At 69.8% G+C, this 20,156-nt stretch carries 19 protein-coding genes; 8 read left to right on the forward strand and 11 right to left on the reverse strand.

Features of this window, described 5'->3' with window-relative positions:
- Window positions 1–23 precede the first annotated feature (23 nt).
- Together ABZX37_RS22845 and ABZX37_RS22850 are read right to left on the reverse strand one after the other, a co-directional pair.
- Window positions 24–1,322 (reverse strand): MFS transporter, encoded by a 1,299-nt coding sequence (locus tag ABZX37_RS22845; protein ID WP_354742535.1) that lies wholly within the window; start codon window positions 1,320–1,322, stop codon window positions 24–26.
- Window positions 1,323–1,413: 91 nt separating this feature from the next.
- Window positions 1,414–2,757 carry a M20/M25/M40 family metallo-hydrolase gene (locus ABZX37_RS22850; protein WP_354742537.1) on the reverse strand — a complete coding sequence of 448 codons (1,344 nt, stop codon included), beginning with the start codon at window positions 2,755–2,757 and terminating at the stop codon, window positions 1,414–1,416.
- A 66-nt stretch (window positions 2,758–2,823) separates the two neighbouring features.
- On the opposite strand from ABZX37_RS22850, the gene ABZX37_RS22855 reads away from it, so the two are divergent.
- Complete coding sequence (locus ABZX37_RS22855; RefSeq protein WP_354742539.1) at window positions 2,824–3,360, forward strand: winged helix-turn-helix domain-containing protein; 537 nt, start codon at window positions 2,824–2,826, stop codon at window positions 3,358–3,360.
- 220 nt (window positions 3,361–3,580) lie between these two features.
- Window positions 3,581–4,825, forward strand: a complete 1,245-nt coding sequence (locus ABZX37_RS22860; RefSeq protein ID WP_354742541.1) for a cytochrome P450 — start codon at window positions 3,581–3,583, stop codon at window positions 4,823–4,825.
- On the opposite strand, the gene ABZX37_RS22865 is transcribed toward ABZX37_RS22860, so the two are convergent.
- From ABZX37_RS22865 to ABZX37_RS22895, 7 genes are all read right to left on the reverse strand, one after another.
- Window positions 4,714–5,085, reverse strand: a complete 372-nt coding sequence (locus tag ABZX37_RS22865) for a VOC family protein (protein WP_354742543.1) — start codon at window positions 5,083–5,085, stop codon at window positions 4,714–4,716. The two genes, ABZX37_RS22860 and ABZX37_RS22865, sit on opposite strands and share 112 nt — an antisense overlap.
- A 48-nt stretch (window positions 5,086–5,133) precedes the next feature.
- The gene (locus ABZX37_RS22870) at window positions 5,134–5,730 is read right to left on the reverse strand and encodes a GNAT family N-acetyltransferase (RefSeq protein ID WP_354742747.1); all 597 of its coding nucleotides are present in this window, start codon (window positions 5,728–5,730) and stop codon (window positions 5,134–5,136) included.
- Window positions 5,731–5,873: 143 nt separating this feature from the next.
- Window positions 5,874–6,830 (reverse strand): hypothetical protein, encoded by a 957-nt coding sequence (locus tag ABZX37_RS22875; RefSeq protein ID WP_354742545.1) that lies wholly within the window; start codon window positions 6,828–6,830, stop codon window positions 5,874–5,876.
- Window positions 6,831–6,933: 103 nt separating this feature from the next.
- The gene (locus tag ABZX37_RS22880; RefSeq protein WP_354742547.1) at window positions 6,934–7,311 is read right to left on the reverse strand and encodes a hypothetical protein; all 378 of its coding nucleotides are present in this window, start codon (window positions 7,309–7,311) and stop codon (window positions 6,934–6,936) included.
- On the reverse strand, window positions 7,308–8,456 hold the full coding sequence (locus tag ABZX37_RS22885) for a cation:proton antiporter (RefSeq protein ID WP_354742549.1): 1,149 nt from the start codon (window positions 8,454–8,456) through the stop codon (window positions 7,308–7,310). Before ABZX37_RS22885 ends, ABZX37_RS22880 begins: the two co-directional genes overlap by 4 nt.
- Window positions 8,457–8,779: 323 nt before the next feature.
- Entirely contained in the window at window positions 8,780–9,397 is a 618-nt protein-coding gene (locus ABZX37_RS22890) for a response regulator transcription factor (RefSeq protein WP_354742551.1), read from the reverse strand.
- Entirely contained in the window at window positions 9,394–10,569 is a 1,176-nt protein-coding gene (locus ABZX37_RS22895; RefSeq protein ID WP_354742553.1) for a sensor histidine kinase, read from the reverse strand. The genes ABZX37_RS22890 and ABZX37_RS22895 overlap by 4 nt, the downstream gene beginning before the upstream one ends.
- A gap of 167 nt (window positions 10,570–10,736) precedes the next feature.
- Here ABZX37_RS22895 and ABZX37_RS22900 point away from each other — a divergent pair, with 167 nt between their 5' ends.
- The 3 genes from ABZX37_RS22900 to ABZX37_RS22910 are packed head-to-tail and all read left to right on the forward strand — an operon-like array spanning window position 10,737 to window position 12,870.
- The gene (locus ABZX37_RS22900) at window positions 10,737–11,753 is read left to right on the forward strand and encodes an ABC transporter permease (RefSeq protein ID WP_354742555.1); all 1,017 of its coding nucleotides are present in this window, start codon (window positions 10,737–10,739) and stop codon (window positions 11,751–11,753) included.
- Entirely contained in the window at window positions 11,753–12,451 is a 699-nt protein-coding gene (locus tag ABZX37_RS22905; protein ID WP_354742557.1) for an ABC transporter ATP-binding protein, read from the forward strand. The genes ABZX37_RS22900 and ABZX37_RS22905 overlap by 1 nt, the downstream gene beginning before the upstream one ends.
- On the forward strand, window positions 12,448–12,870 hold the full coding sequence (locus ABZX37_RS22910; RefSeq protein WP_354742559.1) for a DUF2871 domain-containing protein: 423 nt from the start codon (window positions 12,448–12,450) through the stop codon (window positions 12,868–12,870). The genes ABZX37_RS22905 and ABZX37_RS22910 overlap by 4 nt, the downstream gene beginning before the upstream one ends.
- A gap of 52 nt (window positions 12,871–12,922) precedes the next feature.
- Here the strand turns inward: ABZX37_RS22910 and ABZX37_RS22915 are convergent, their stop codons facing one another.
- Window positions 12,923–14,323: an MFS transporter gene (locus ABZX37_RS22915; RefSeq protein ID WP_354742561.1), complete on the reverse strand. Its 1,401-nt coding sequence runs from the start codon at window positions 14,321–14,323 to the stop codon at window positions 12,923–12,925.
- A 53-nt stretch (window positions 14,324–14,376) separates the two neighbouring features.
- Window positions 14,377–15,075, reverse strand: a complete 699-nt coding sequence (locus tag ABZX37_RS22920; protein ID WP_354742563.1) for a hypothetical protein — start codon at window positions 15,073–15,075, stop codon at window positions 14,377–14,379.
- A 423-nt stretch (window positions 15,076–15,498) separates the two neighbouring features.
- On the opposite strand from ABZX37_RS22920, the gene ABZX37_RS22925 reads away from it, so the two are divergent.
- From ABZX37_RS22925 to xdhC, 3 genes are read left to right on the forward strand one after another with little or no spacing between them, the layout of a single operon-like run.
- Window positions 15,499–16,923 carry an FAD binding domain-containing protein gene (locus tag ABZX37_RS22925; RefSeq protein WP_354742565.1) on the forward strand — a complete coding sequence of 475 codons (1,425 nt, stop codon included), beginning with the start codon at window positions 15,499–15,501 and terminating at the stop codon, window positions 16,921–16,923.
- Window positions 16,920–19,289 carry a xanthine dehydrogenase molybdopterin binding subunit gene (xdhB, locus tag ABZX37_RS22930; RefSeq protein WP_354742567.1) on the forward strand — a complete coding sequence of 790 codons (2,370 nt, stop codon included), beginning with the start codon at window positions 16,920–16,922 and terminating at the stop codon, window positions 19,287–19,289. Before ABZX37_RS22925 ends, xdhB begins: the two co-directional genes overlap by 4 nt.
- Window positions 19,286–20,110: a xanthine dehydrogenase accessory protein XdhC gene (gene xdhC / locus ABZX37_RS22935; RefSeq protein WP_354742569.1), complete on the forward strand. Its 825-nt coding sequence runs from the start codon at window positions 19,286–19,288 to the stop codon at window positions 20,108–20,110. Before xdhB ends, xdhC begins: the two co-directional genes overlap by 4 nt.
- Window positions 20,111–20,156 lie beyond the last annotated feature (46 nt).

Genomic DNA, 20,156 nt, shown 5'->3' on the forward strand with positions numbered 1-20,156 from the left:
CCCTTGAGGTCCACAAAGGACAGTCAGCGCACCCGCAGCCGCCGCCGGGCGAAAACCAGCGCGCTGAGGCTCAGCACCGCCAGCGCCATTACGTAATAGCTCGGCGCCACATTGCTCCCGGTGAGGTGAATCAGCCAAATCACCACCAACGGCGTGAAACCGCCGAAAAGCGAAGCCGTGATGTTGTAACTGACCGACAGCCCGGTCGCGCGGGTTCTGGCCGGGAAGACGTCGGCCATCATCGTGCCCAGCGGGCCGACATACCAGACCTTCACCAGCCCGATCGCGGCCATCACCGCGGTCATCACCGCGAACGTCGGCTGACTGTTCAACGCGAGGAACAGCGGGAAGATCGACAGCAGCAGCACCGAGCAGGCCGCGGCCATCAGCGGGATCCGGCCGGTCCGGTCGGAGAGCCGCCCGGCGACCGGCGCGAGGACGGTCAGCACGATCTGGGTGACGATCGTCGTGGTGAAGGCCAGCGATTTGGGCAGGCCGAGGTTCCGGATGGCGAAGGTCGGCATGTAGATGATCAGGTAGCTGATCGCGGTGGACACCGCCATCGCGCCCATCGCGACCAGGATCCGGGTCTTCTGCGAGCGCAGGACCTCCCGCAGCGGGGCCTCGGCGGCCGCCTCCTCGAACGCGGGCGATTCCGCCATGTGCCGCCGGAGGTAAGAGCCGACCGGGGCGATCAGCAGGCCGAAGGCGAACGGGATCCGCCAGCCCCACGACCCGAGCTGCTGGTCGGTGAGCACCGCGCTCAGCACCGCGGCGAACACGATGCCCAGCAGCGTGCTCAGCCCCTGGCTCGCCGCGCCCCAGCTGCCCATGAACCCGCGGCGTTTCCGGTTGCTCTCCACCAGATACGCCGTCGCGCTGCCGAATTCGCCGCCCGCCGAGAAGCCCTGCAGCAGGTTGGCGAACACCAGCCCGAGCGGGGCCGCGATGCCGATCGTCGCGTAGTTCGGCATGATCGCGATCAGCAGCGAGGCCACCGCCATGATCCGGATCGACACGACCAGCGCGGCTTTGCGGCCCGCCCGGTCGGCGTAGGACCCGAGGATCATCCCGCCGAACGGGCGGATCACATACGCGACCGCGACGCTGGCGAAAGCCAGCATCAGCGAGACCGCCGGATCGGTCGCGGGGAAGAACTGTTTCGCCAGGACGTCGGCGAACAATGTGTAGGCCCCGAGGCTGAACCATTCCAGGGTGTTGCCGATCGTGGCCGCCAGCACGATCCGGGACGAGCGCGGCGAGGGGACTTCTTCGGGTGGATTTTCCCTGGTGGCCGGGGAATCCGGGGCGGGAATCGACATGGTCGCCTCCGAGGCGGTGCGTCAGCGGTTCGGCGTCATCGGTGAATCGCGGCTCCGAGCACGGCGGCCCGGAACAACCATGTGCGGGAAGTCAGCGCAGGTTGCCCAATTCGAGCAATACGTTCGCGGCGGCGGTGATCCCGGCGTGGAAACGAGCGAGTTCGAAATTCTCGTTGGGACCGTGGTTGTGCTCGTCGACGTTCGCCAGCGGGATTCCGTAGCACGGCAGCCCGAGCCCGTCGGACAGCGCGGCGATCGGCAGGCTGCCGCCCATCGCGGGCACCAGCAGCGCCGGACGTCCGGCGGCCGCGCTGACCGCGTCGGTGATCACCTGGGTGTAAGGCGATTCCGGCAGCGTCCGCGACGCTTCCATCAGCCCGCCCGGGACGTGCAATTCGGCGTGCGGCAGGTGTTCGGCGAGGTGCGCGCGCAACGCCGTGATGACCGTCGAGGCACGCTGGCCGCCGACCGTCCGGATGTCGCAGCGAGCGACCGCGGTGGCCGGGATGACCGTGCGGTGGTCGCCTTCGTCCAAACAAGACAGTGAGTTGATGCTGAACGTCGGCAGCGCGAGACGGTCGTTGAAACCCACGCCTTCCGGCACGTCCATCCGGTCCAGCCCGACTTCCGCGAGCGCGGCGGGCACGTCGACCGGGAGCGCGTCCAGCGCGTCCCGTTCCGACGGGCTCAGCGGGACCATGCCGTCGGCGATTCCCTTGACCAGGATCTCGCCCTCCGGCGAGCGCATCGTCGACAGCAGCCACACCAGTTCCCACGCCGGATTCGGTCCGACACCGCCCCAGTTTCCCGAGTGCAGCGCCGCGGGCGCGCCATGCACTCGGATCTCGAACCGGACCGCACCGCGCACGCCGAGGCTGACCGTCGGCTCGCCGCTGTCGTGCACCGGACCGTCGCTCCACAACACGAGGTCCGCGTTCCATTCGTCGCGCAGACCCGCCAGCGCCGACTCCAGATTCGGGCTGCCGATCTCTTCCTCGCCGTCGAGCAATACGGTCACGCCGCACGGCAGTTCGCCGGTTTCGGAGAGCGCCCGCAACGCGAGCAGTTGCGCGAGATGCTGCCCCTTGTTGTCGCCCGTGCCGCGCCCGTACATCCGGCCGTCGCGGATGGCGGCCTCGAACGGCGGGCTGTCCCAGGCCGCAAGCGGTCCGGCCGGCTGCACGTCGTAATGGCCGTAGATCACCACGTGCGGAGCGCCCGCCGGGCCTTCCGCGCGCCCCACCACCAACGGCCAGCCGCCAGTCTCGACCTGCCGCGCTTCGAGTCCGCTGCGCCGCAGCAGCGCGCACGCGAAGCCGGCCGCGTCGGCCATGCCCTCGCCGGTCGCGCTCACGCTGGGAACGCCGATCCACTCGGCGAGCTCCGCCTCGTGCCGCTCCCGGTACTGCTCGACGTACGACTCGATGCGGCGCACCCGGCCTCCAGTGATTTCACTTTCTGATATCGATACCATCGAAGCAAATCGGCTAAGCTGCTGTCAATGGACGACCCGCTCCCGCGCCAGGCGACCGCCGACGACCTCCGCGCGCTCGCCCACCCGCTGAGCTGGCGGATTCTCCGGCTGTGCCTGGACACCGCGCGGACGAACCAGCAGCTGGCGAAGCGGCTCGAAGAGTCGCCGGCCACCGTGCTGCGCCGGGTGCACGCACTCGCGGAAGCCGGATTCCTCGTCGCCGAACCGGCTCGCCGGAGCGACCTCGGCGCCTGGGAACGCCCCTACCGGACGACGCGGCGGACCTGGCACCTCGACCTCGACCAGGCGGGCGATCCCGCACTGACCGCACGCGTCGAACTCGCCACTTTGGACGCGCACCGCGCCGAAATGATCGAAAGCGCCCCCGCGTCGATCCAGCAGACCCGGCGCGGCGTGGTCCGGCTCAGCGACGAGGCAGCGGCTGAACTGCAGTCGCGATTGGACGCGCTGCTGGACGAGTTCGTCGCGCGCGAGGAGCCGACTGGGCGCAGGCATTCGTTTCTGTGGAGCGTGGTCGAGCGGCCCGAGTCCGCCGAGGACTGACCGCACCGGTTGACGTTTTCTCTGTAGCGCACGGGGGTTCGCGGCGTCGTCGGCGCGCGATGCCGAAGTACGTGAGGGGAACCCTGAGGGAATCTGATTCCCTCAGGGTTCCCCTCACGTACCTTTCCCATTGTGATGCAGGTCACGTCTGTTTTGTCTGATTACCGGGACTGCCCGCGAAGCCATGCTTCAGCTCCGAACCTGAACGTGAGGAGCTCACATGACCGACGGCGAAACCTTCCCCATGGCGCGGGCGGCGGGGTGCCCCTTCGCCCCCGCACCCGGATTGACGAGCCGGGCGCCGGTGTCGCGGGTGCGGCTGTGGGACGGCAGCGAGCCGTGGCTGATCACCCGGTACGCCGAGGTCCGTGCGGTGCTGGCGGATCCGCGTGTCGGCGTCGACGTCACGCAGCCCGGTTTCCCGCACACCAACGCGGTCAGCAAGGCGCGCGACGCGCAGATGAAAACGTTGATGCAGATGGATCCTCCGGAGCACACGGCGCAGCGACGCGTCCTGGCCCCGGAGTTCACCGTGCGGAAAATGGCGGCGCTGCGGCCGCGGATCCAGCAATTGGTCGACGATCTTCTCGACCGGATGCTCGCGGGACCGAACCCGGCCGATCTGGTCGAGGCGTTCGCGATGCCGCTCCCCTCGCTGGTGATCTGCGAACTGCTCGGCGTCCCGTACGCGGATCGCGATTTCTTCCAGGGCGTGGCCCGCACGCTCGTCATGGACGACCCCGACCCGGCGCGCGCGGTGGCCGCCAGCGAGGAGCTGAACGCGTATCTGGAGGACCTCGTCGCCGCGAAAGCCGCGGAACCGGGCGATGACCTGCTGAGCAAACTGGCCGTCGAACAACGCGAGGCGATGACCCCGCGCGAGATCGCCGTGCTGGGTCAGCTTCTGCTGGTGGCAGGCCACGACACCACCGCCGCCATGATCGCGTTGGGCACGGCGGTGCTGGTGACGCACCGCGAGCAGCTCCACGACGCGTCAGCCGATCCGGTGGAAGAACTGTTGCGGTATCTATCGATCACGCACACCGAAGCGCGCCGCGTGGCGTTGGCGGATCTGGAGATCGGCGGGCAACTGATCCGCGCGGGCGAGGGCATCGTCGCGGTGAAAAGCACCGCGAACCGGGATCCGCTGGCCTTCCCGGACCCCGACCGGGTCGACCTCCGCCGGTCCGCGCGCCACCACGTCGCGTTCGGCTACGGACGGCACCTCTGCCTCGGCGCACCACTCGCGCGGCTGGAGCTGGAGATCGCGTACACGACGTTGCGGCGACGGGTGCCGACGCTGGAACTGGCTGTGCCGCTGGATCGGTTGGAGTTCAAGGAGAACGCGATCTTCTACTCCGTGCGCGAGCTGCCCGTCAAGTGGGCGAGCACGTTGACGACCGTGCCGCCCGGATCCTCGACGAAAAACCGCCGCACGCCCCAGGATTCGTCGGTGAGCGGATAGACGACGCGCAGCCCGCGCCGGACCGCCTCGGCGTGGGCTCGCTCGACCGCCTCCGGTTCGCCGAGGTCGATTCCCAAGCGCGGCAAGGGATCGGTGCTGCCGGGCGGAAGGACGAGCACCTGCGCGGCCGGGTCGTCGCCGCTGCGGAGGCCGAGAACGGGATCGTCCATGGCGACGTCGAGGCCGAGAACGTTTACGTAGAAGTCGCGGGTCGCGGCGTCGTCGGAACCTTCGGCGTAGGTGATGATGCGCTTGATCACCCGCTCAGCGTCGCAGATCGGTGCGCTTGGGGCTTGGAGAAATGGGAGCTAGCTGCCCGCGGAGTAGGCGATGCGGCGGTGCCGTCCGGGGCGTTGGACCCGCCAATGGCGTCCACGCGAGGACGACCGGCCTGAACCGCGAGCCGCCAGCGCCAGGTTCCGCGCGGCGAACTGCTCCGCGGTAATGCTCATCAGGACCGGGTATTTGATCTCCCCGCGCAGCAATTCGGCGTCGCGGAGCCGAGCAGCCTCGCGAAAGCCCAGCTCGCCGTGCAGCGACAACGACGCGAAGTTGCTGCCGTTGACGCTCACCTCGCACGCCCGGTACCGGCACCGCTCGAACATGAACGCCAGCAGCAGCGCGACGGCGTCGGCGGCATAACCGCAGCGGCGGTGCTGCGGGCCGATCCCGACGCCGTAGCTGAACCGGCCGGAGTACGGGTCCGTTTCGACCCAGACGGAGCCGACCAGCGTCCGGTTGTGCAGCGTCTCGATCGCGAAGTGGAACCCGTCCGGGGAGGCGTGCCCGCGGTGCGTCGCCCAGTGCCGGTAGCCGCCGACCCGGGGATCCCGGACGCGCACGGAATCCCGGTCGAATCCGGCGAGGGTGCGCTGGTCGCCGGGGCGGACCTCGCGCAGCCGCACTTTGCGCCCGACCTCGTCGACCCGCCACGGGGCGACGGCGCCGGACCCGGACCGCCGAGACACATTCGTGATCATCGGGAGTGATGGTACCGGTCCGGGCTCCGGCGGCTGTCAGGAGAATCCCCGATCGGTTCCGGACGTCGCTACTCTTTGCAGTTTCCCTTGACCGGAGCGGGTTTGCTCGGATCGAACTGCCCCGGCTCCGGCGTCAACGAGGGACCGGTGAAGTACGGATCGGCGAACGCGGGGGCGAGCAGGCGCTTCTTGGCGGCGTCGCACGAGGCGGCGGTGGTGTACTCGCCGCCCTCGCCCAGCCACAGGCCGCGGCTCCCGGGCCCCCAGCCCGTGCCGCTGCGCATGACGTAGTCGGAGTCGGTCCGCACGAACGGCTCCAGGTCGGCCGGGCCCTCGATCACGTGGCTGCCGGGGTCGAAGGCGTAAGCCACCACGTACGAGACGTGCAGGTACAGCTCCCCGGCCTTGCCCGGCGCCACGGTCATCTTCCCGGACATTCTCGGCTGCACGGGCAGGAGGCGATTGCCGTCCTCAAGGTAGATCAGGTAGGCCTGAGGATTGGCTTGGAGGTCCTGCCGGACGTCCGGCGCGAACAGGCCGATGTAGCCGTCCGGGTGGTGCCCCTCCAGGACGTCCTTGTCGAACTGCGCCACCTCGACCGCGTGCTTGACCTGTTCCTGCGCGTCGCCGACCTGCTTCTCCGAGAACGAGCCGACCTTCGCCGGGGCCGGGACGGTCAGCCCGGCGATGCCCTCGGGCCAGTTCTGCGCCGGGGTGTTGTCGAACGGCCGCTTCAGGTCGACGTGCCCGGAGTCGGGAAGGTCGGTCGGCGCGGGTGCGGTGGTGGTCGGCGTGAGCACGGCCGGGCCGCTCCCGGCGATCTCCTCCGGGCGCGTCCCCTGCTTCCACAGGTAGAACCCGGCCGCCGCCACGACGATCACCACCGCGGCCACGATGGTCACCAGCCTGCGCCGCCGCGCCCGTCGCCGGTTGCGGCGCAGGCCGGTCCAGGCTTCTTTCTCGGCATGCCGCTGCCACTCCGGATCCATCAGGTCCGGGTGGCTCTCGATGTTGTGGTCGTCCACTCGCTCCGCCTGTCTCGTCGATCTCGCATCGAAAGATCGACAGCCGGGAGCAGGCGTTACGAGCGGCGGGCCTTCGCAATCATTTTGGAATCCAGAACGGGGTTTAAATCAATTTGCACGGAATGTCGGCATTTTCGTCGAGGTGATACGAAGCGCACACGCGGTGGTAACCGTCCGCGATGACCAGGTCCTCAGCGGTCGCGAAACCGGGGTGGCCGTGCCCGCGGACGAGCAGGATCGGCGAGAGCGCCTTGCCGTCCTTGACCTTGTCGAGGTCCTTGGCGACGTGCGCGTTGCCCTCGGGCAGGAGCTTCAGCCTGCTCGCCCGCAGGATGTCCTTCGCCTTGCGGTGGGTCAGTTCCGCTTCCTTCAGCTGATCGACCAGCTTCTTCGCGACCTCCTCGGACGTGATCAGGGTGAGATAGTCGAATGCTGCCGGATAATCGTGATCGTCCGGTTCGTCTTTCCAGTGTTCCTTCATGACGCCTCCCTCGATTCGTCGGTTCGATCTTTGACCGCACGGGACGCGGCCCAAGCGGTCACCGCGACGCTGATGAGCGCCGCGGCGAGAATCGCCCCGCCCTCGCCCGGAGCGAGCAATTGTTCGCGGGTGCCGATCGTGACCGCCGCGACCGGCACTCCCAGCTGCGCGCCCGCGAGCACCGCCAGCGGCAACGGTTGCCCCAGCAGCCGCGTCGCACCGTGGACCACGACCGAACCGGCCGCGATCAGCGCCGCCAGCACGAGCATCACCGGATGCTGGCCGAGCGCGCGCAAATCGAGCGAAGCGCCCAGCCACACGAAGAACACCGGCCCGAGAAACCCGTCGGTCACCGCGAACAGCTGCCGCGCGAGCCGGCGCGGCTCCCCCACCGCGGCCAGCGCGAGCCCCGCGACGAACCCCGCCAGCATCACCGACACCCCGACCAGCTGAGCCAGCCCCGCGAGTCCGAAAAGGACAATCAACGCGATCCGGAGTTCGAGGCCGAAGTGCCGGGACTTGCTGAGATCGTGCGCTTTGTCGACGAGGCCGCGGGCATGCAGCCAGCGCAGCACCACGAACCAGACGGCCCCGGCCGCGATGACCGCGAGCGCCCCCAGCGCCGCCCGCCCGGCCTTCTGCGGCGCGGCCGCCAGCGGAAGCGCCACGATGCACGCCGTGTCCGCGATCGCGACCTGCACGATCAACGCCAGCGCGGGCGGTGTGGCGAGCTTCGTTTCGTCCAGCACCGGCATCACGAGCGCTGCGGAACTGGACGCGAGGAGCACGGCATACAGCAGCCCGTGCCCGGTGCCGACGAGCGCCGCCACCCCGAACCCGGCCGGCACGGACAACACGCCGACCAACGCGGCCAGCAACGTCCCCCGCCCCGCCGCGACCCGCAACGCCGCGTCCCGCAACGGCACGTGACTGCCCGCGACCAGCATCACCATCGCGAACCCGGCGGAGGCTACGTACGAGAGGATCGGGTCGTCGGCCTTCACCCAGCCGAGCCCCGTCCGGCCGACTGCCACGCCGAGCAGGATTTCCCCGACGACGATCGGGACGCGAGCGCGTTTCGGGGTGGCCAGGAGCGGTCCGGCCAGTCCGGCGAGGAGGACTACGGCCATCGCGAACAGGGTCATCGGCGCCTCCTCCCGCTGGGTATTGTCGCCGGGCTCGGGTGGCCGGGCTACTCCCGTCACCCGGCTGCGGCGAGGGACGGGAAATCACGACGGGGCGGCCGGCTCCTGCCGGGACGTTTGCCGCGGTGGGAAGCGGCCGGGTCGCTCGGATTCGAGGACGTCGGTTTTGCCGCATAATGCGGTCTTCTGGATCGGGCGACCGACAGGATCGGCACCGGAAAGCTGACGAAGACCAGCCGACAACTGCGGTCCGGGCGCACGCTGACCGGGCAGCGACGACTCGTCGCACGGCTGCCCGTCCTGCCCCGTGCACCCCGCGCGCGTCAGCGGCGGATCAGCCCCTGTTCCTTCCCCGCCGCCACCGCCGCGGTCCGGGAATCCACCCCGAGCTTCGTGTAAATGTGCACCAGATGCGATTTCACCGTCGCCTGGCTCAAAAACAGCCGTTTGCTGATCTCCAGATTCGACAATCCATCCGCGACCAGACCGAGCACCTCGATCTCCCGCGGCGACAAGGCGGCCGCCGGGGTGCGCATGCGGTTCATCAAGCGATGCGCGACCGCGGGGGCCAGGACGGTCTGTCCAGTGGCCGCGTTCCGCACCGCGGCGGCGAGGTCCTCCGGTGGGGCGTCCTTCAGCAGATACCCGGTCGCACCGGCTTCGATGGCGGCCAGGATGTCGCCGTCGGTGTCGTACGTCGTCAGGACCAGGACTTTCGGCGCATCCGACGAAGCAGTGATCTCCGCGGTGGCTTCGGAGCCGTGCATCCCGGAGCCGAATTGGAGGTCCATCAGCACGACGTCCACCTCGGCCGCCAAGCGCACGGCTTCCTCGGCGGAGGAGGCTTCGGCGACCACTTCCAAGTCTGGCTCGGTCTCCAGGACGGCGCGCAAACCGGCGCGGACCACTGGGTGGTCGTCGGCGAGGAGGAGGCGGATCATCGCGGGTCCACGGGGAAGCTGACGGCCAAAGCGGTGCCGTTGCCTGGTGAGGATTCCACTGTCCACGAGCCGCCGAGGGACCGGGCGCGGGCGCGCATCGCGGGCAGGCCGAAGCCGCTGCCGCCGCGTACTTCTTGCGGGTCGAAGCCGATGCCGTCGTCCACGGCGTCCAGGGTGACGCTCGTGTCCATGTAGCTCAAGGTCAGCTCCGACCGGCCGGCCGCGGCGTGCCGGACGGTGTTGGCCAGAGCGGACTGGGCGATGCGCAGCAAGGCGACCTCGTACGCGGTCGGCACGTCGAACGGGGTGCCGCTGAGGTGAAAGTGGACGGTCAGGCCGGACCGCTGCGCCGTGGTCGCGCAGAGCCGTTCCAGGGCGGCGGGCAAGGAGGCGCCTTCCAGCTCCACCGGGGCCAAGGCATAGACGAGGCGGCGGGCTTCGGTGAGGTTGTCTTGGGCGGCTTGCCGGGCTTGCGTCACATGCGGGACGGCGGCGTCGGGACGGTCTGGCAGCGCCCGTTCGGCGGCGCGCAGCAGCAGGTGGATGCTCGAGAGGCCTTGCGCGAGCGTGTCGTGGATTTCCCGGGCGAGGCGTTCGCGTTCGGCCAGGACGCCAGCCGAGTGTTCCATCGCGGCGAGGTCGTTGCGGGTCTCGCGCAACTCCTCGATGAGGTGCCGCCGTTGTTCGCTTTCGCGGTAGAGCGCCTGGTAGCCGAGCACGGTGGCGATCGCGACCGCGGCGCCGAGGGCCGGGCCGATGATCACGCCGACGCTGAATCCGCCTTGGTGGCGCGTGAAACCGGCGATCGCCAGGACCGTGGTGAGCGCGACGACGGCCGGGCCCCAGCGGGTCGGCAGCAGGTGCATTTGCAGGAAGTACAGCGGGAAAGCCAGCCACACCCCGTCCGGAGTGAGCCACAACAGGACTAGCCACGCGACGCCCAGGACGGCCAGCCATCCGGCCGTCGCGACCGGCAACCGGCCGACGCGCGGCAGCAGCGGGCCCGCGGTGTAGACACCGCCCATCACCAGCGCGCCCGCGAGCACCGCGGGCGCGTGCGGGAGGCCGCCGGCGAACGCGCGCGCGACGGCGAGCACCAGCAGCCCGGCCAGCAGGAGGTGCAGGCAGACGCGCAGCACGCGCAACGGCCGGTCGAGGGTGTGCGGGTTCACCAAAAAGCCTCCTGGGTCAATTGTCCGTGCTCCGCCGGGAATCCGCATCAATCGAAAGGTTGAGCGGCGAGTGCGTCCATCGATTCCCGGGAGGCCATCCGCGGCGCGATGTCCCCGCGCGCCGGCCGGACGAGGCTGGAAGGCACACCGAGAAGGAAGGTACGCACATGTTCGTCGCGTGGCGGGATCTGCGCTTCGCCAAAGGGCGGTTCGCGTTGATGGGGACTGTCGTCGTGCTGATGACGCTGCTGGTCGGGCTGCTGTCCGGGCTCACCGCGGGGCTGGCCGCGCAGAGCACGTCCGCGATCACCGGGTTGAAGGCCGACCACCTCGTCTTCGCCGAACCCGGCACCGGGTCGCTCTCGTTTGGACAGTCCACAGTGACCCGAGAGCAGGCCGACCAGTACGCGCGTGTTCCGGGAGTGACCAATGCGGAACCGATCGCGATCAGCACGGCCAGCGCGGCGGTCGGCGAGCGAACCGCGACGTTGGCGGCGTTCGGGGTCCGGAACTCGAGCCCCGGTACAGCCGTGTTGTCCACGGGTGCGGCGGACGCGTTGAAGGCTCACGAAGGCGACCAGCTCACCCTGCAAGGCCAGAAAGTCACCGTGACCGCCATCAACGGAGACGCGTCGTACAGCCATCTCCCGGTCGTGTGGACGCACTTCGCCGGTCCAAACGCGACAGTGCTCGCGGTGACCACCGACAAATCCACCGACCTCGCCGCAGCGGACGCACGCCTCGGCACCCGCACCGTCACGAAGGACGACGCGCTGTCCGCGATCGGCTCCTACTCGGCCGAAAACGGCTCGCTCCAGCTGATGCGCGGCTTCCTGTTCGTGATCTCCGCGCTGGTGATCGGCGCGTTCTTCACCGTGTGGACGATCCAGCGCAGCCGCGACATCGCGGTGCTGAAAGCGCTCGGCGCGACCACGAAGTACCTGCTCCGCGACGCGCTCGGCCAAGTGGTCGTGCTGCTGGTCGGCGGAACGGCGCTCGGGACCGGACTCGCCGCCGCGCTCGGAGCGGTCGCGTCGGGAACGGTGCCGTTCGTGCTCAGCGCGGGCACGTTGCTCGGCCCGGCCGCGGTGCTGGTGGTCCTCGGCGTGCTCGGCGCCGCGCTGGCGGTCCGCCGCATCACCTCCGTCGACCCGCTGACCGCCCTCACCTCCGGAGCGCACTGATGAGCCTGCACCTGTCCGGCATCACCCTCACCTACCCCGACGGCGATTCCCGCCTCACCGCCCTCGACCAGGTCGGCCTCCACGTGCCGGCCGGGAGCGTCGCGGCGGTGGCCGGGCCGTCCGGGTCCGGCAAATCGAGCCTGCTGGCCGTCGCCGCGACGCTCATCCGGCCCGATCGCGGACGCGTGGTCGTCGGCGGTGTCGACACCACCGAACTGGACCGGGCCGCGCTCGCGGAGCTCCGCCGCACCAAGATCGGAATTGTGTTCCAGCAACCGAATCTGCTCGCGTCTCTCACCGCGATGGAACAGCTGGAAGTCATGGCGCACCTGAGCGGAACACCGCGCGGCGAGGCGGCGAAACGCGCGAAGGAGCTGCTCGACGCCGTCGGGCTCGCCGATCGTGCGACGCACCGGCCAGGTCGGCTTTCCGGCGGGCAGCAGCAGCGGGTGAACATCGCGCGCGCCTTGATGAACGAGCCCGCCGTGCTGCTGGTCGACGAGCCGACGAGCGCGCTGGACCAGGACCGCGGCGCGGCGGTGGTCGATCTGCTCACTACGATCACGCACCAACAGGCGACGGCAACCGTACTGGTCACCCACGACCGCTCCCACCTCGAAGGGGTCGACTCGGTGCACGAGGTCGTCGACGGACGGATCCACCAGCCGGCCCGGGCCGGAGCCGAGGAGAACCGATGACGAAGAAGATCTACTGGGCCGCCGCGATCTACACGATCCTCGGCCTGCTCGGCGGGCTGTACTACCGCGAGCTGACCAAGGCGGAGAACTTCACCGGCGACACCCAGCTGTCCATTGTGCACACCCACCTGCTCGCGCTCGGGACGCTCGTGTTCCTGATCGTGCTGGTGCTGGACAAGGTGTTCACGCTGTCGGCGACGAGGTCGTTCGCGCCGTTCTTCTGGATTTACCACGCCGGGATGCTCGTCACGGTCGGCGGGATGGTCGCGCACGGCACGCTCACCGTGCTGGGCAAGGAATCCGGCGCGGCGATCGCCGGGATCGCCGGGCTGGGGCACATCCTGCTGACTGTCGCGTTCGTCCTGTTGTTCGTCGGCCTCCACGGCCGCATCTGGAAGCCCGCCGAGACAAAGGCGTGACGTGAAGGACTCCTTGAGGGAATCTGATTCCCCCAAGGAGTCCTTCACGGACTTACTGGCGGCGGAAGGTCAGAGCCGCGAGGCCAGCACCTGCCAGGGCGATCACGGCCGAGCCGACGAAGGCGACCGAGTAGCCGTTCGTCAGCGCCGCCGGGTCACCGAGCGCACCCGCGCCGGAAGCGGCCGCCAGCGCGGTCATCACGGCCAGCCCCAGCGCCGAGCCCACCTGGTAGCCGGTGTTCACGATCCCCGACGCGAGCCCGCCTTCTTCCGGCCGGGCCGCGGAAATCGCCGTGCTGAGCGACGGGATGAACGCCAGCGACATTCCCAGCGCCGCGACGAGCGACGCGGGCAGGACGTCCGCCCAGAAGCTGCCGTCCGCCCGCACCAGCGCGAGCCAGCCCAGCCCGGCCGCCAGCACCAGCAGTCCGGCGACGATCGGCAGCTTCGGTCCGAAGCGGCCGATCACTCGCGGGGCCAAGGCGATCATGCCCAGCATGATCAGCGCGGTCATCGGCAGCAGCGCCGCACCCGCCGGGAAGGCGCGGAAGCCGAGCACCTGCTGCAGGTAGAGGTTCAGGAAGAACCACATCGGAATCCACGCCGCGCCAAGGAAAACCTGCGCCAGGTTCGCCGCGCCGAGTCGCGGGGCGCGGAAGATCGACAGCCGCATCAGCGGGGTGCGGGCTTTCGCCTGCCGGACCACGAAACCGGCCAGCAGCACGAGACCGGCGCCGAGCGCGATCCAGGTTTCCGCGGCCGCCCAGCCCGCTTCCGGAGCGCGGACGATCCCGTACACCAGTGTTCCGAGGCCAAGCGTGACAGTCAGCGCGCCGATGATGTCAACCGTGCCACGGGTTCCGGTCGCTCCCCCGGGCAGGACGGCGCGGGCGGCGAACAGTGCGAGCACGGCGATGGGCACGTTGAGGTAGAACACCCACGGCCACGACAGGTACTCCGTGATCACCCCGCCGAGAAACACTCCGGCGGTACCGCCAGCCGGTGCCGCCGCGCCGTACAGCGCAAGGGCTTTCGTGAGTTCCTTCGGGTTGCTGCCGAAGAGCATCATCAGCAACGTCAGCGCGGACGGGGCGATGAGCGCGGCTCCCGCGCCCTGCACGATCCGGCCGGCGAGTTCGACCGGCACGTTCCCGGCGGCTCCGGCGAGCACCGAACCGGCCAGGAGGATCGCCCATCCGGCGGCGAAAAGCTTTCTGGCGCCGAACAAATCCGAGAGTCGCCCGCCGAGCAGCAGCAGGCCGCCGAAGGCGATCACGTAGGCGTTGAAGACCCAGGACAACGTGCTGGGCGTGAATCCGAGGGCGTCCCGCATGCGCGGCAGCGCGACGCCGATGATCGAGGTGTCCATGATCACCATGAACTGGGCCAGGGCGATCAGTCCGAGCGCCCGCCAGCGGAGCGTGTTCGGCCGGGTTTCTTGTGCGGTGGTCATCGTTTTTCGCTTTCTCTTCAAGGGGAACGGCAGCACGGCATGCGGGCGGCTGCTCAGGCGGCGTCGAGGACGAAGGCGGCGGTGCGCACGACGCCCTCGGCCTGGAAGTCCAGGTACAGCAGGTACCGGCCGGTCGTCGGAGCCTCGGCGTGGAAGCGGATCTCCGGTCCGGGCTCCCCGTCGTCGAGCGCGTGGATGTGCAGGTAGGCGAGGTCGCCCTGGCGCAGCGCGACCAGGTGGCCGAACGAACCCAGGTACGGCTCCAAGTCGGTGACCGGCCGTCCGTCGCGGGTCACGCGGGCGGTCAGCAGCGTTCCGGCACCGGCCGCGAGCGTGCCTTCGAGGGTCACTTCGTAGCCGTCCACCACGCTCTTCGCGACCGGTTCCGCGGCCTGCGGCTGGTAGTCACCCGCTACCTCGACCGTCCGCGACAGCGTGACGCTCTCGCCACCCGCCGGAGCCAGGTCGGTGAAGACGCGGTAAGTGCCTGCCGCTTCCCAAGTCCACGGGATCGTCCAGACGCCGGTTTCCGGGTCCAGCACCGGATGGCGGTGCCGGAAATACGCGCCGTCGTTGCGAACCACGATCAGGTGTAACTGCTTGCCGTGCGCCTCTTCGTACTTGGTTACCGGCTGCCCGTCGGCGGCGGCGACGGCGAACGAAAGCTCGCCGCCCTCCCCCGCCGTTGCCGGGGCGCGCACCACGCCGAGCTGGACCTCGCCGGTCGAAAGTGCGGTGCCGTTGACGTTCATCGGTTTCTCCTTCGTTCGCTGGCGACGGGACGAACTTTATACCCCCTGGGGGTATTTGGAAGTGTGTCCTGGGTCTCCTTTCGGGCGACGCCGACCCTTGTCTCGCGCTGTGCCCGGCGTTACGCTTCGTCGACGGTGGTGCGCCCGCACCGCCCGTTCCGTTCGCTCTCGAGGAGGTGCGCGATGCTTCTGACCTCCGGTCAGCTCGCCGACCTCCGTCAGCGCACGCGCCAGTCCGCTTGGAGCAAGGGGCGCGTCGCGCACGGCTGGCCAACGCGCCGCTGAGCGGTCTCCCCGCTCGGCACGCGCTCGCGCACGGGCCCGAGTCCCGTCGCCGCGAACCTCCCCACGGTCCCCTGACCCGCGCCGCTGCGGCGCGTCGGCGGCCGTGGACCCAGCCGAGAAAAGACGAGAGGAACTCCGATGGTCGACCCCGAGGTGACCGTCAACGGGAAACGCACCGCGATCGGCGCCGTTCCCGTGCACACCACGGCACTGGACTGGCTCCGCGGACAGGGCCTGACCAGCTGCAAGGAGGGCTGCGCCGAAGGCGAATGCGGCGCGTGCGCGATCCTGGTCGCGCGCCCCGGCGTCGAATCCCCGACGGACCTGGTCGCGATCAACGCGTGCCTCGCCCCGGTCGGCTCGCTGGACGGGCAGGAGGTGTGGACGGCCGAGGGTCTCGGCTCCGCCGAGGACTTGCACCCGGTGCAGCACGAAATGGCCGTGCGCGGCGGATCCCAGTGCGGTTACTGCACTCCCGGCTTCGTCTGCAGCATGGCCGCCGAGTACTACCGCGGCGACCGCGACGCGACCGGCGACGACCACGCGCCGAACGGCTTCGACATCCACGCGCTGAGCGGAAACCTCTGCCGCTGCACCGGATACCGGCCGATCCGCGACGCCGCGCACGCGCTCGGCGCTCCCCCGGCGTCGGATCCGCTGGCACAGCGACGGGCCTGCGGTGCGCCGGAACCCGTTGCGACACAACTGCATGGCGACGGACGGGACTACCTCCGACCGGCCAGCTGGACCGAAGCACTGCAGCTGCGCCACGACCGTCCTAACGCGACCTTCGTGGCCGGGTCGACGGACTGGGGCGTCGAGGTGAACATCCGCGGCGTCCGGGCGGACTGTGTCGTCGCCATCGATCGCGTGCCCGAGCTGCAGATGCTGGACATCGGCGCGGAGACGATCGAAATCGGGGCCGGGCTGAGCCTCACCGAAATGGACCGCCGCCTCGACGGAAGGGTGCCGCTGCTGAGCCAGCTGATCCCGCAGTTCGCGTCGCGGCTGATCCGGAATGCCGCGACACTCGGCGGAAACCTTGGCACTGGCTCACCGATCGGCGACTCCGCCCCGGTCCTGCTCGCTCTCGGCGCGAGCGTCGTGCTGTCCTCTGTAGACGGAGACCGCGAGGTGCCGCTCGACGAGTACTTCACCGGCTACCGGCAGAGCGTCCGGCGGGCCGACGAGCTGATCAGGTCTGTCCGGATTCCCCTGCCGCTGGCCGGAACCACGGCGTTTCACAAGGTCGCCAAACGGCGGTTCGACGACATTTCCAGCGTCGCCGTCGCGTTCGCGCTCGACATCGAAGACGGTCTCGTGCGCACCGCGCAGATCGGGCTCGGCGGGGTCGCCGCGACGCCGATCCGGGCCAAAGACACCGAAGCGGCGCTCGTCGGGCAGTCCTGGAGCGAGGGAACCGTCCGCGCCGCCGCGGAAATCCTGCGCGGCGAGGGCACGCCGATGGACGACCACCGCGCGAGCGCGGCCTACCGCGCCGCGACGTTGGGCCGAAGCCTGCTGAAACTGCACGCCGACTCTCTTGAGGGGGCACGAGCATGAGCGCCTTGTCCGAACGCCCGGAAAGCCCGTCCATCGGGATCGCCCGGCCGCACGAAGCCGCCGCGGCGCACGTCCGGGGCACCGCGCTGTACACCGACGACCTCGTCGCCCGCACCAAAGACGTCCTGCACGCATACCCCGTACAGGTAAACGAGGCCCACGCGAAGGTGCTCGCGATCCGCACCGAGGCAGCCGAGGGCGTGCCCGGCGTGGTCCGGATCCTCACCGCGGCGGATGTCCCTGGGGTCAACGATTCCGGCGTGCACCACGACGAACCGCTATTCCCGTCCGAGGTGATGTTCTTCGGCCACGCGGTGGCCTGGGTGCTCGGCGAAACGCTGGAAGCGGCGCGGCTGGGCGCGGCGGCCGTCGAGGTGGACACCGAAGCGCTGCCGTCGCTGGTGACGGTCGGCGAGGCGATCGCCGCGGGCAGTTTCCAGGGCGAGCCGCGAGTGGTGGCGCGCGGGGACGTCGACCCGGCGATGGCCGGTTCAGCGCACGTTTTCCGCGGCGAGTTCGACTTCGCCGGCCAGGAGCACTTCTACTTGGAAACCCAGTGCGCGCTGGCGCACGTGGACGAGTCCGACCAGATTTTCGTGCAGAGCAGCACGCAGCACCCGTCGGAAACGCAGGACATCGTGGCGCACGTGCTGGGCAAGCACAGCCACGAGGTCACCGTGCAGAGCCTGCGGATGGGCGGCGGCTTCGGCGGCAAGGAATGGCAGCCGCACGGCTACGCCGCGGTCGCCGCGCTCGGCGCGACGCTCACCGGACGTCCGGTGCGGCTGCGGCTGACCCGCACCCAGGACATGACGATGACCGGGAAACGGCACGGTTTCCACGCCGAATGGAGCGTCGGCTTCGACTCCGACGGCAAGCTTCAGGCGCTGGACGTCGTGCTGACCGCGGACGGCGGCTGGAGCCTCGACCTGTCCGAGCCGGTGCTCGCCCGCGCGCTCTGCCACGTCGACAACGCGTACTGGATCCCGCACGTCCGCGCGATGGGGCGGATCGCGAAGACGAACAAGACGTCGCAGACCGCGTTCCGCGGATTCGGCGGGCCGCAGGGCATGCTGGTGATCGAAGACATCCTCGGCCGCTGCGCACCCATGCTCGGCATCGACCCGATCGAGCTGCGGCGGCGCAACTTCTACTCCGAAGGCCAGGACACGCCGTACGGGATGCCGGTACGGCACCCGGAGCGCATCCACCGGATCTGGCAGCAGCTCCTCGACTCGGGCGACGCCGAGCGTCGGCAGGCCGAGATCGCGGCGTACAACGCGCAGCATCCGCATTCCAAGCGCGGCCTCGCGATCACGCCGGTGAAGTTCGGGATCTCCTTCAACCTCACCGCGTTCAACCAGGCCGGCGCGCTGGTGCACGTGTACAAGGACGGCTCGGTCCTGATCAACCACGGCGGCACCGAAATGGGCCAGGGCCTGCACACGAAGATGCTGCAGGTGGCCGCGACCGCGCTGGGCGTGCCGCCGGAGAAGGTGCGGCTGGCCCCGACCCGGACGGACAAGGTGCCGAACACCTCGGCCACCGCGGCGAGTTCGGGCGCGGACCTCAACGGCGGTGCGGTCAAGAACGCCTGCGAGCAGATCCGAGACCGGCTTCTCCCCGTCGCGGCGGGCAAGCTCGGCGTTCCGGAAAGCGACGTCCGGATCGTCCGCGGCGCCGCGCGCACCCCGTCCGGCGAGGAACTCGGCTGGGACGAACTCGTGCACGCGGCCTACTTCGACCGGGTGCACCTGTCGGCCGCCGGGTACTACCGGACCGAGGGCCTGAGCTGGGATTCCGCCACGATGAGCGGCACCCCGTTCAAGTACTTCGCCTACGGCGCGGCGCTGGCCGAGGTCGAGGTGGACGACTTCACCGGCGCGTACCGGACGCGGCGGGTCGACATCGTGCACGACGTCGGCGACAGCCTGTCCCCGCTGATCGACATCGGCCAGATCGAGGGCGGCTTCGTGCAGGGCATGGGCTGGCTGACGCTGGAAGACCTGCGCTGGGACGAATCCGACCGGCCCTCGCGCGGACGGCTCGCGACCCAGGCGGCGAGCACGTACAAGCTGCCGAGCCTGTCGGAGATGCCGGAGGTCTTCAACGTCACGCTGCTGACCGACGCCGCGGAAGAAGGCGCGGTCTACGGGTCGAAGGCGGTCGGCGAACCGCCGTTGATGCTGGCCTTCGCGGTGCGGGAAGCGCTGCGGCAGGCGGTCGCCGCGTTCGGCGAGCCCGGGCACAGCGTCGACCTGGCTTCCCCGGCGACGCCGGAGGCGGTGTTCTGGGCGATCGACCGCGCCGTCACCGCCGCTCCGGTGATCGAGGCGCAGGTACCGGATCTGGTGGGCCAGCCGTGAACTGGCTCAGCGCGGTGCAGCACCTGCGGGACGCGGGGCTGCCGGGCGTGCTCGTCACGGTGACGTCCTCGCGCGGGCACACCCCGCGCGAGGGCGGCGCGAAAATGGTGGTGGGGTCTTCGGAAACCCACGGCACGATCGGGGGCGGCAACGCCGAGGCGGTCGCGATCGAGCGAGCCCGGGAACTGTTGCGGGACAACGCCACCGCGCCCGAGCTGCAGACGCTTTCGTTGTCCGACAAGGCTCCTTACCAGCACGGAGTGCAATGCTGCGGAGGGACGATGACGCTGTTGTTCGAGCCGCTTCCGGTGCGTCCGGCGGTGGCGGTCTTCGGGGTCGGGCACGTCGGCCTGGAGCTGGCGCGGGTGCTCGCCCGGCACGAGGTTTCGCTGCATCTGATCGACAGCCGGCCGGCACAGCTGACCGCGGAACGGCTGGCTGTGCTCGACGACGCGGTGGCGAGCGTGCACGTCCACCAGGTCCCGCTGCTGCCGGAGACGGTGCTGTCGGAGCTGCCCGCGGGCACGCACGTGCTGATCATGACGCACGACCACGCCGAGGACATCGCGCTGTGCGACGCGGCTCTGCGCAGCGGGACGTGCGGGTCGATCGGGCTGATCGGGTCCGCCGGGAAGTGGTCGCGGTTCCGGAAGCGCCTGACCGACCTCGGCCACGACGAGACCGCGCTGTCCCGGATCACGACACCGATCGGGCTTCCGGACCTGACCGGCAAGGAACCGGCGGTGATCGCGGTGAGCGTCGCGGCGGCGTTGCTGCGGAAGTTCCAGGCGCGCGTCCGGCCGGGCGCGCTTCAGGCGTAAATCGCTTGCCTGCCCCCGGGAGCGCGGCTGGGATACGGTTGAGACA

It is taken from the genome of Amycolatopsis sp. NPDC004079, from assembly GCF_040610415.1.
Lineage (GTDB): Bacteria > Actinomycetota > Actinomycetes > Mycobacteriales > Pseudonocardiaceae > Amycolatopsis > Amycolatopsis halotolerans.

Bases quoted from the DNA above. Each gene is read 5' to 3' on its own strand.
- ABZX37_RS22845 (WP_354742535.1), bottom strand. From the start codon at position 1,322: ATGTCGATTCCCGCCCCGGATTCCCCGGCCACCAGGGAAAATCCACCC.
- ABZX37_RS22855 (WP_354742539.1), top strand. From the start codon at position 2,824: ATGGACGACCCGCTCCCGCGCCAGGCGACCGCCGACGACCTCCGCGCG.
- ABZX37_RS22860 (WP_354742541.1), top strand. From the start codon at position 3,581: ATGACCGACGGCGAAACCTTCCCCATGGCGCGGGCGGCGGGGTGCCCC.
- ABZX37_RS22880 (WP_354742547.1), bottom strand. From the start codon at position 7,311: ATGAAGGAACACTGGAAAGACGAACCGGACGATCACGATTATCCGGCA.
- ABZX37_RS22885 (WP_354742549.1), bottom strand. From the start codon at position 8,456: ATGACCCTGTTCGCGATGGCCGTAGTCCTCCTCGCCGGACTGGCCGGA.
- ABZX37_RS22890 (WP_354742551.1), bottom strand. From the start codon at position 9,397: ATGATCCGCCTCCTCCTCGCCGACGACCACCCAGTGGTCCGCGCCGGT.
- ABZX37_RS22900 (WP_354742555.1), top strand. From the start codon at position 10,737: ATGTTCGTCGCGTGGCGGGATCTGCGCTTCGCCAAAGGGCGGTTCGCG.
- ABZX37_RS22905 (WP_354742557.1), top strand. From the start codon at position 11,753: ATGAGCCTGCACCTGTCCGGCATCACCCTCACCTACCCCGACGGCGAT.
- ABZX37_RS22910 (WP_354742559.1), top strand. From the start codon at position 12,448: ATGACGAAGAAGATCTACTGGGCCGCCGCGATCTACACGATCCTCGGC.
- ABZX37_RS22915 (WP_354742561.1), bottom strand. From the start codon at position 14,323: ATGACCACCGCACAAGAAACCCGGCCGAACACGCTCCGCTGGCGGGCG.
- ABZX37_RS22920 (WP_354742563.1), bottom strand. From the start codon at position 15,075: ATGAACGTCAACGGCACCGCACTTTCGACCGGCGAGGTCCAGCTCGGC.
- ABZX37_RS22925 (WP_354742565.1), top strand. From the start codon at position 15,499: ATGGTCGACCCCGAGGTGACCGTCAACGGGAAACGCACCGCGATCGGC.
- xdhB (WP_354742567.1), top strand. From the start codon at position 16,920: ATGAGCGCCTTGTCCGAACGCCCGGAAAGCCCGTCCATCGGGATCGCC.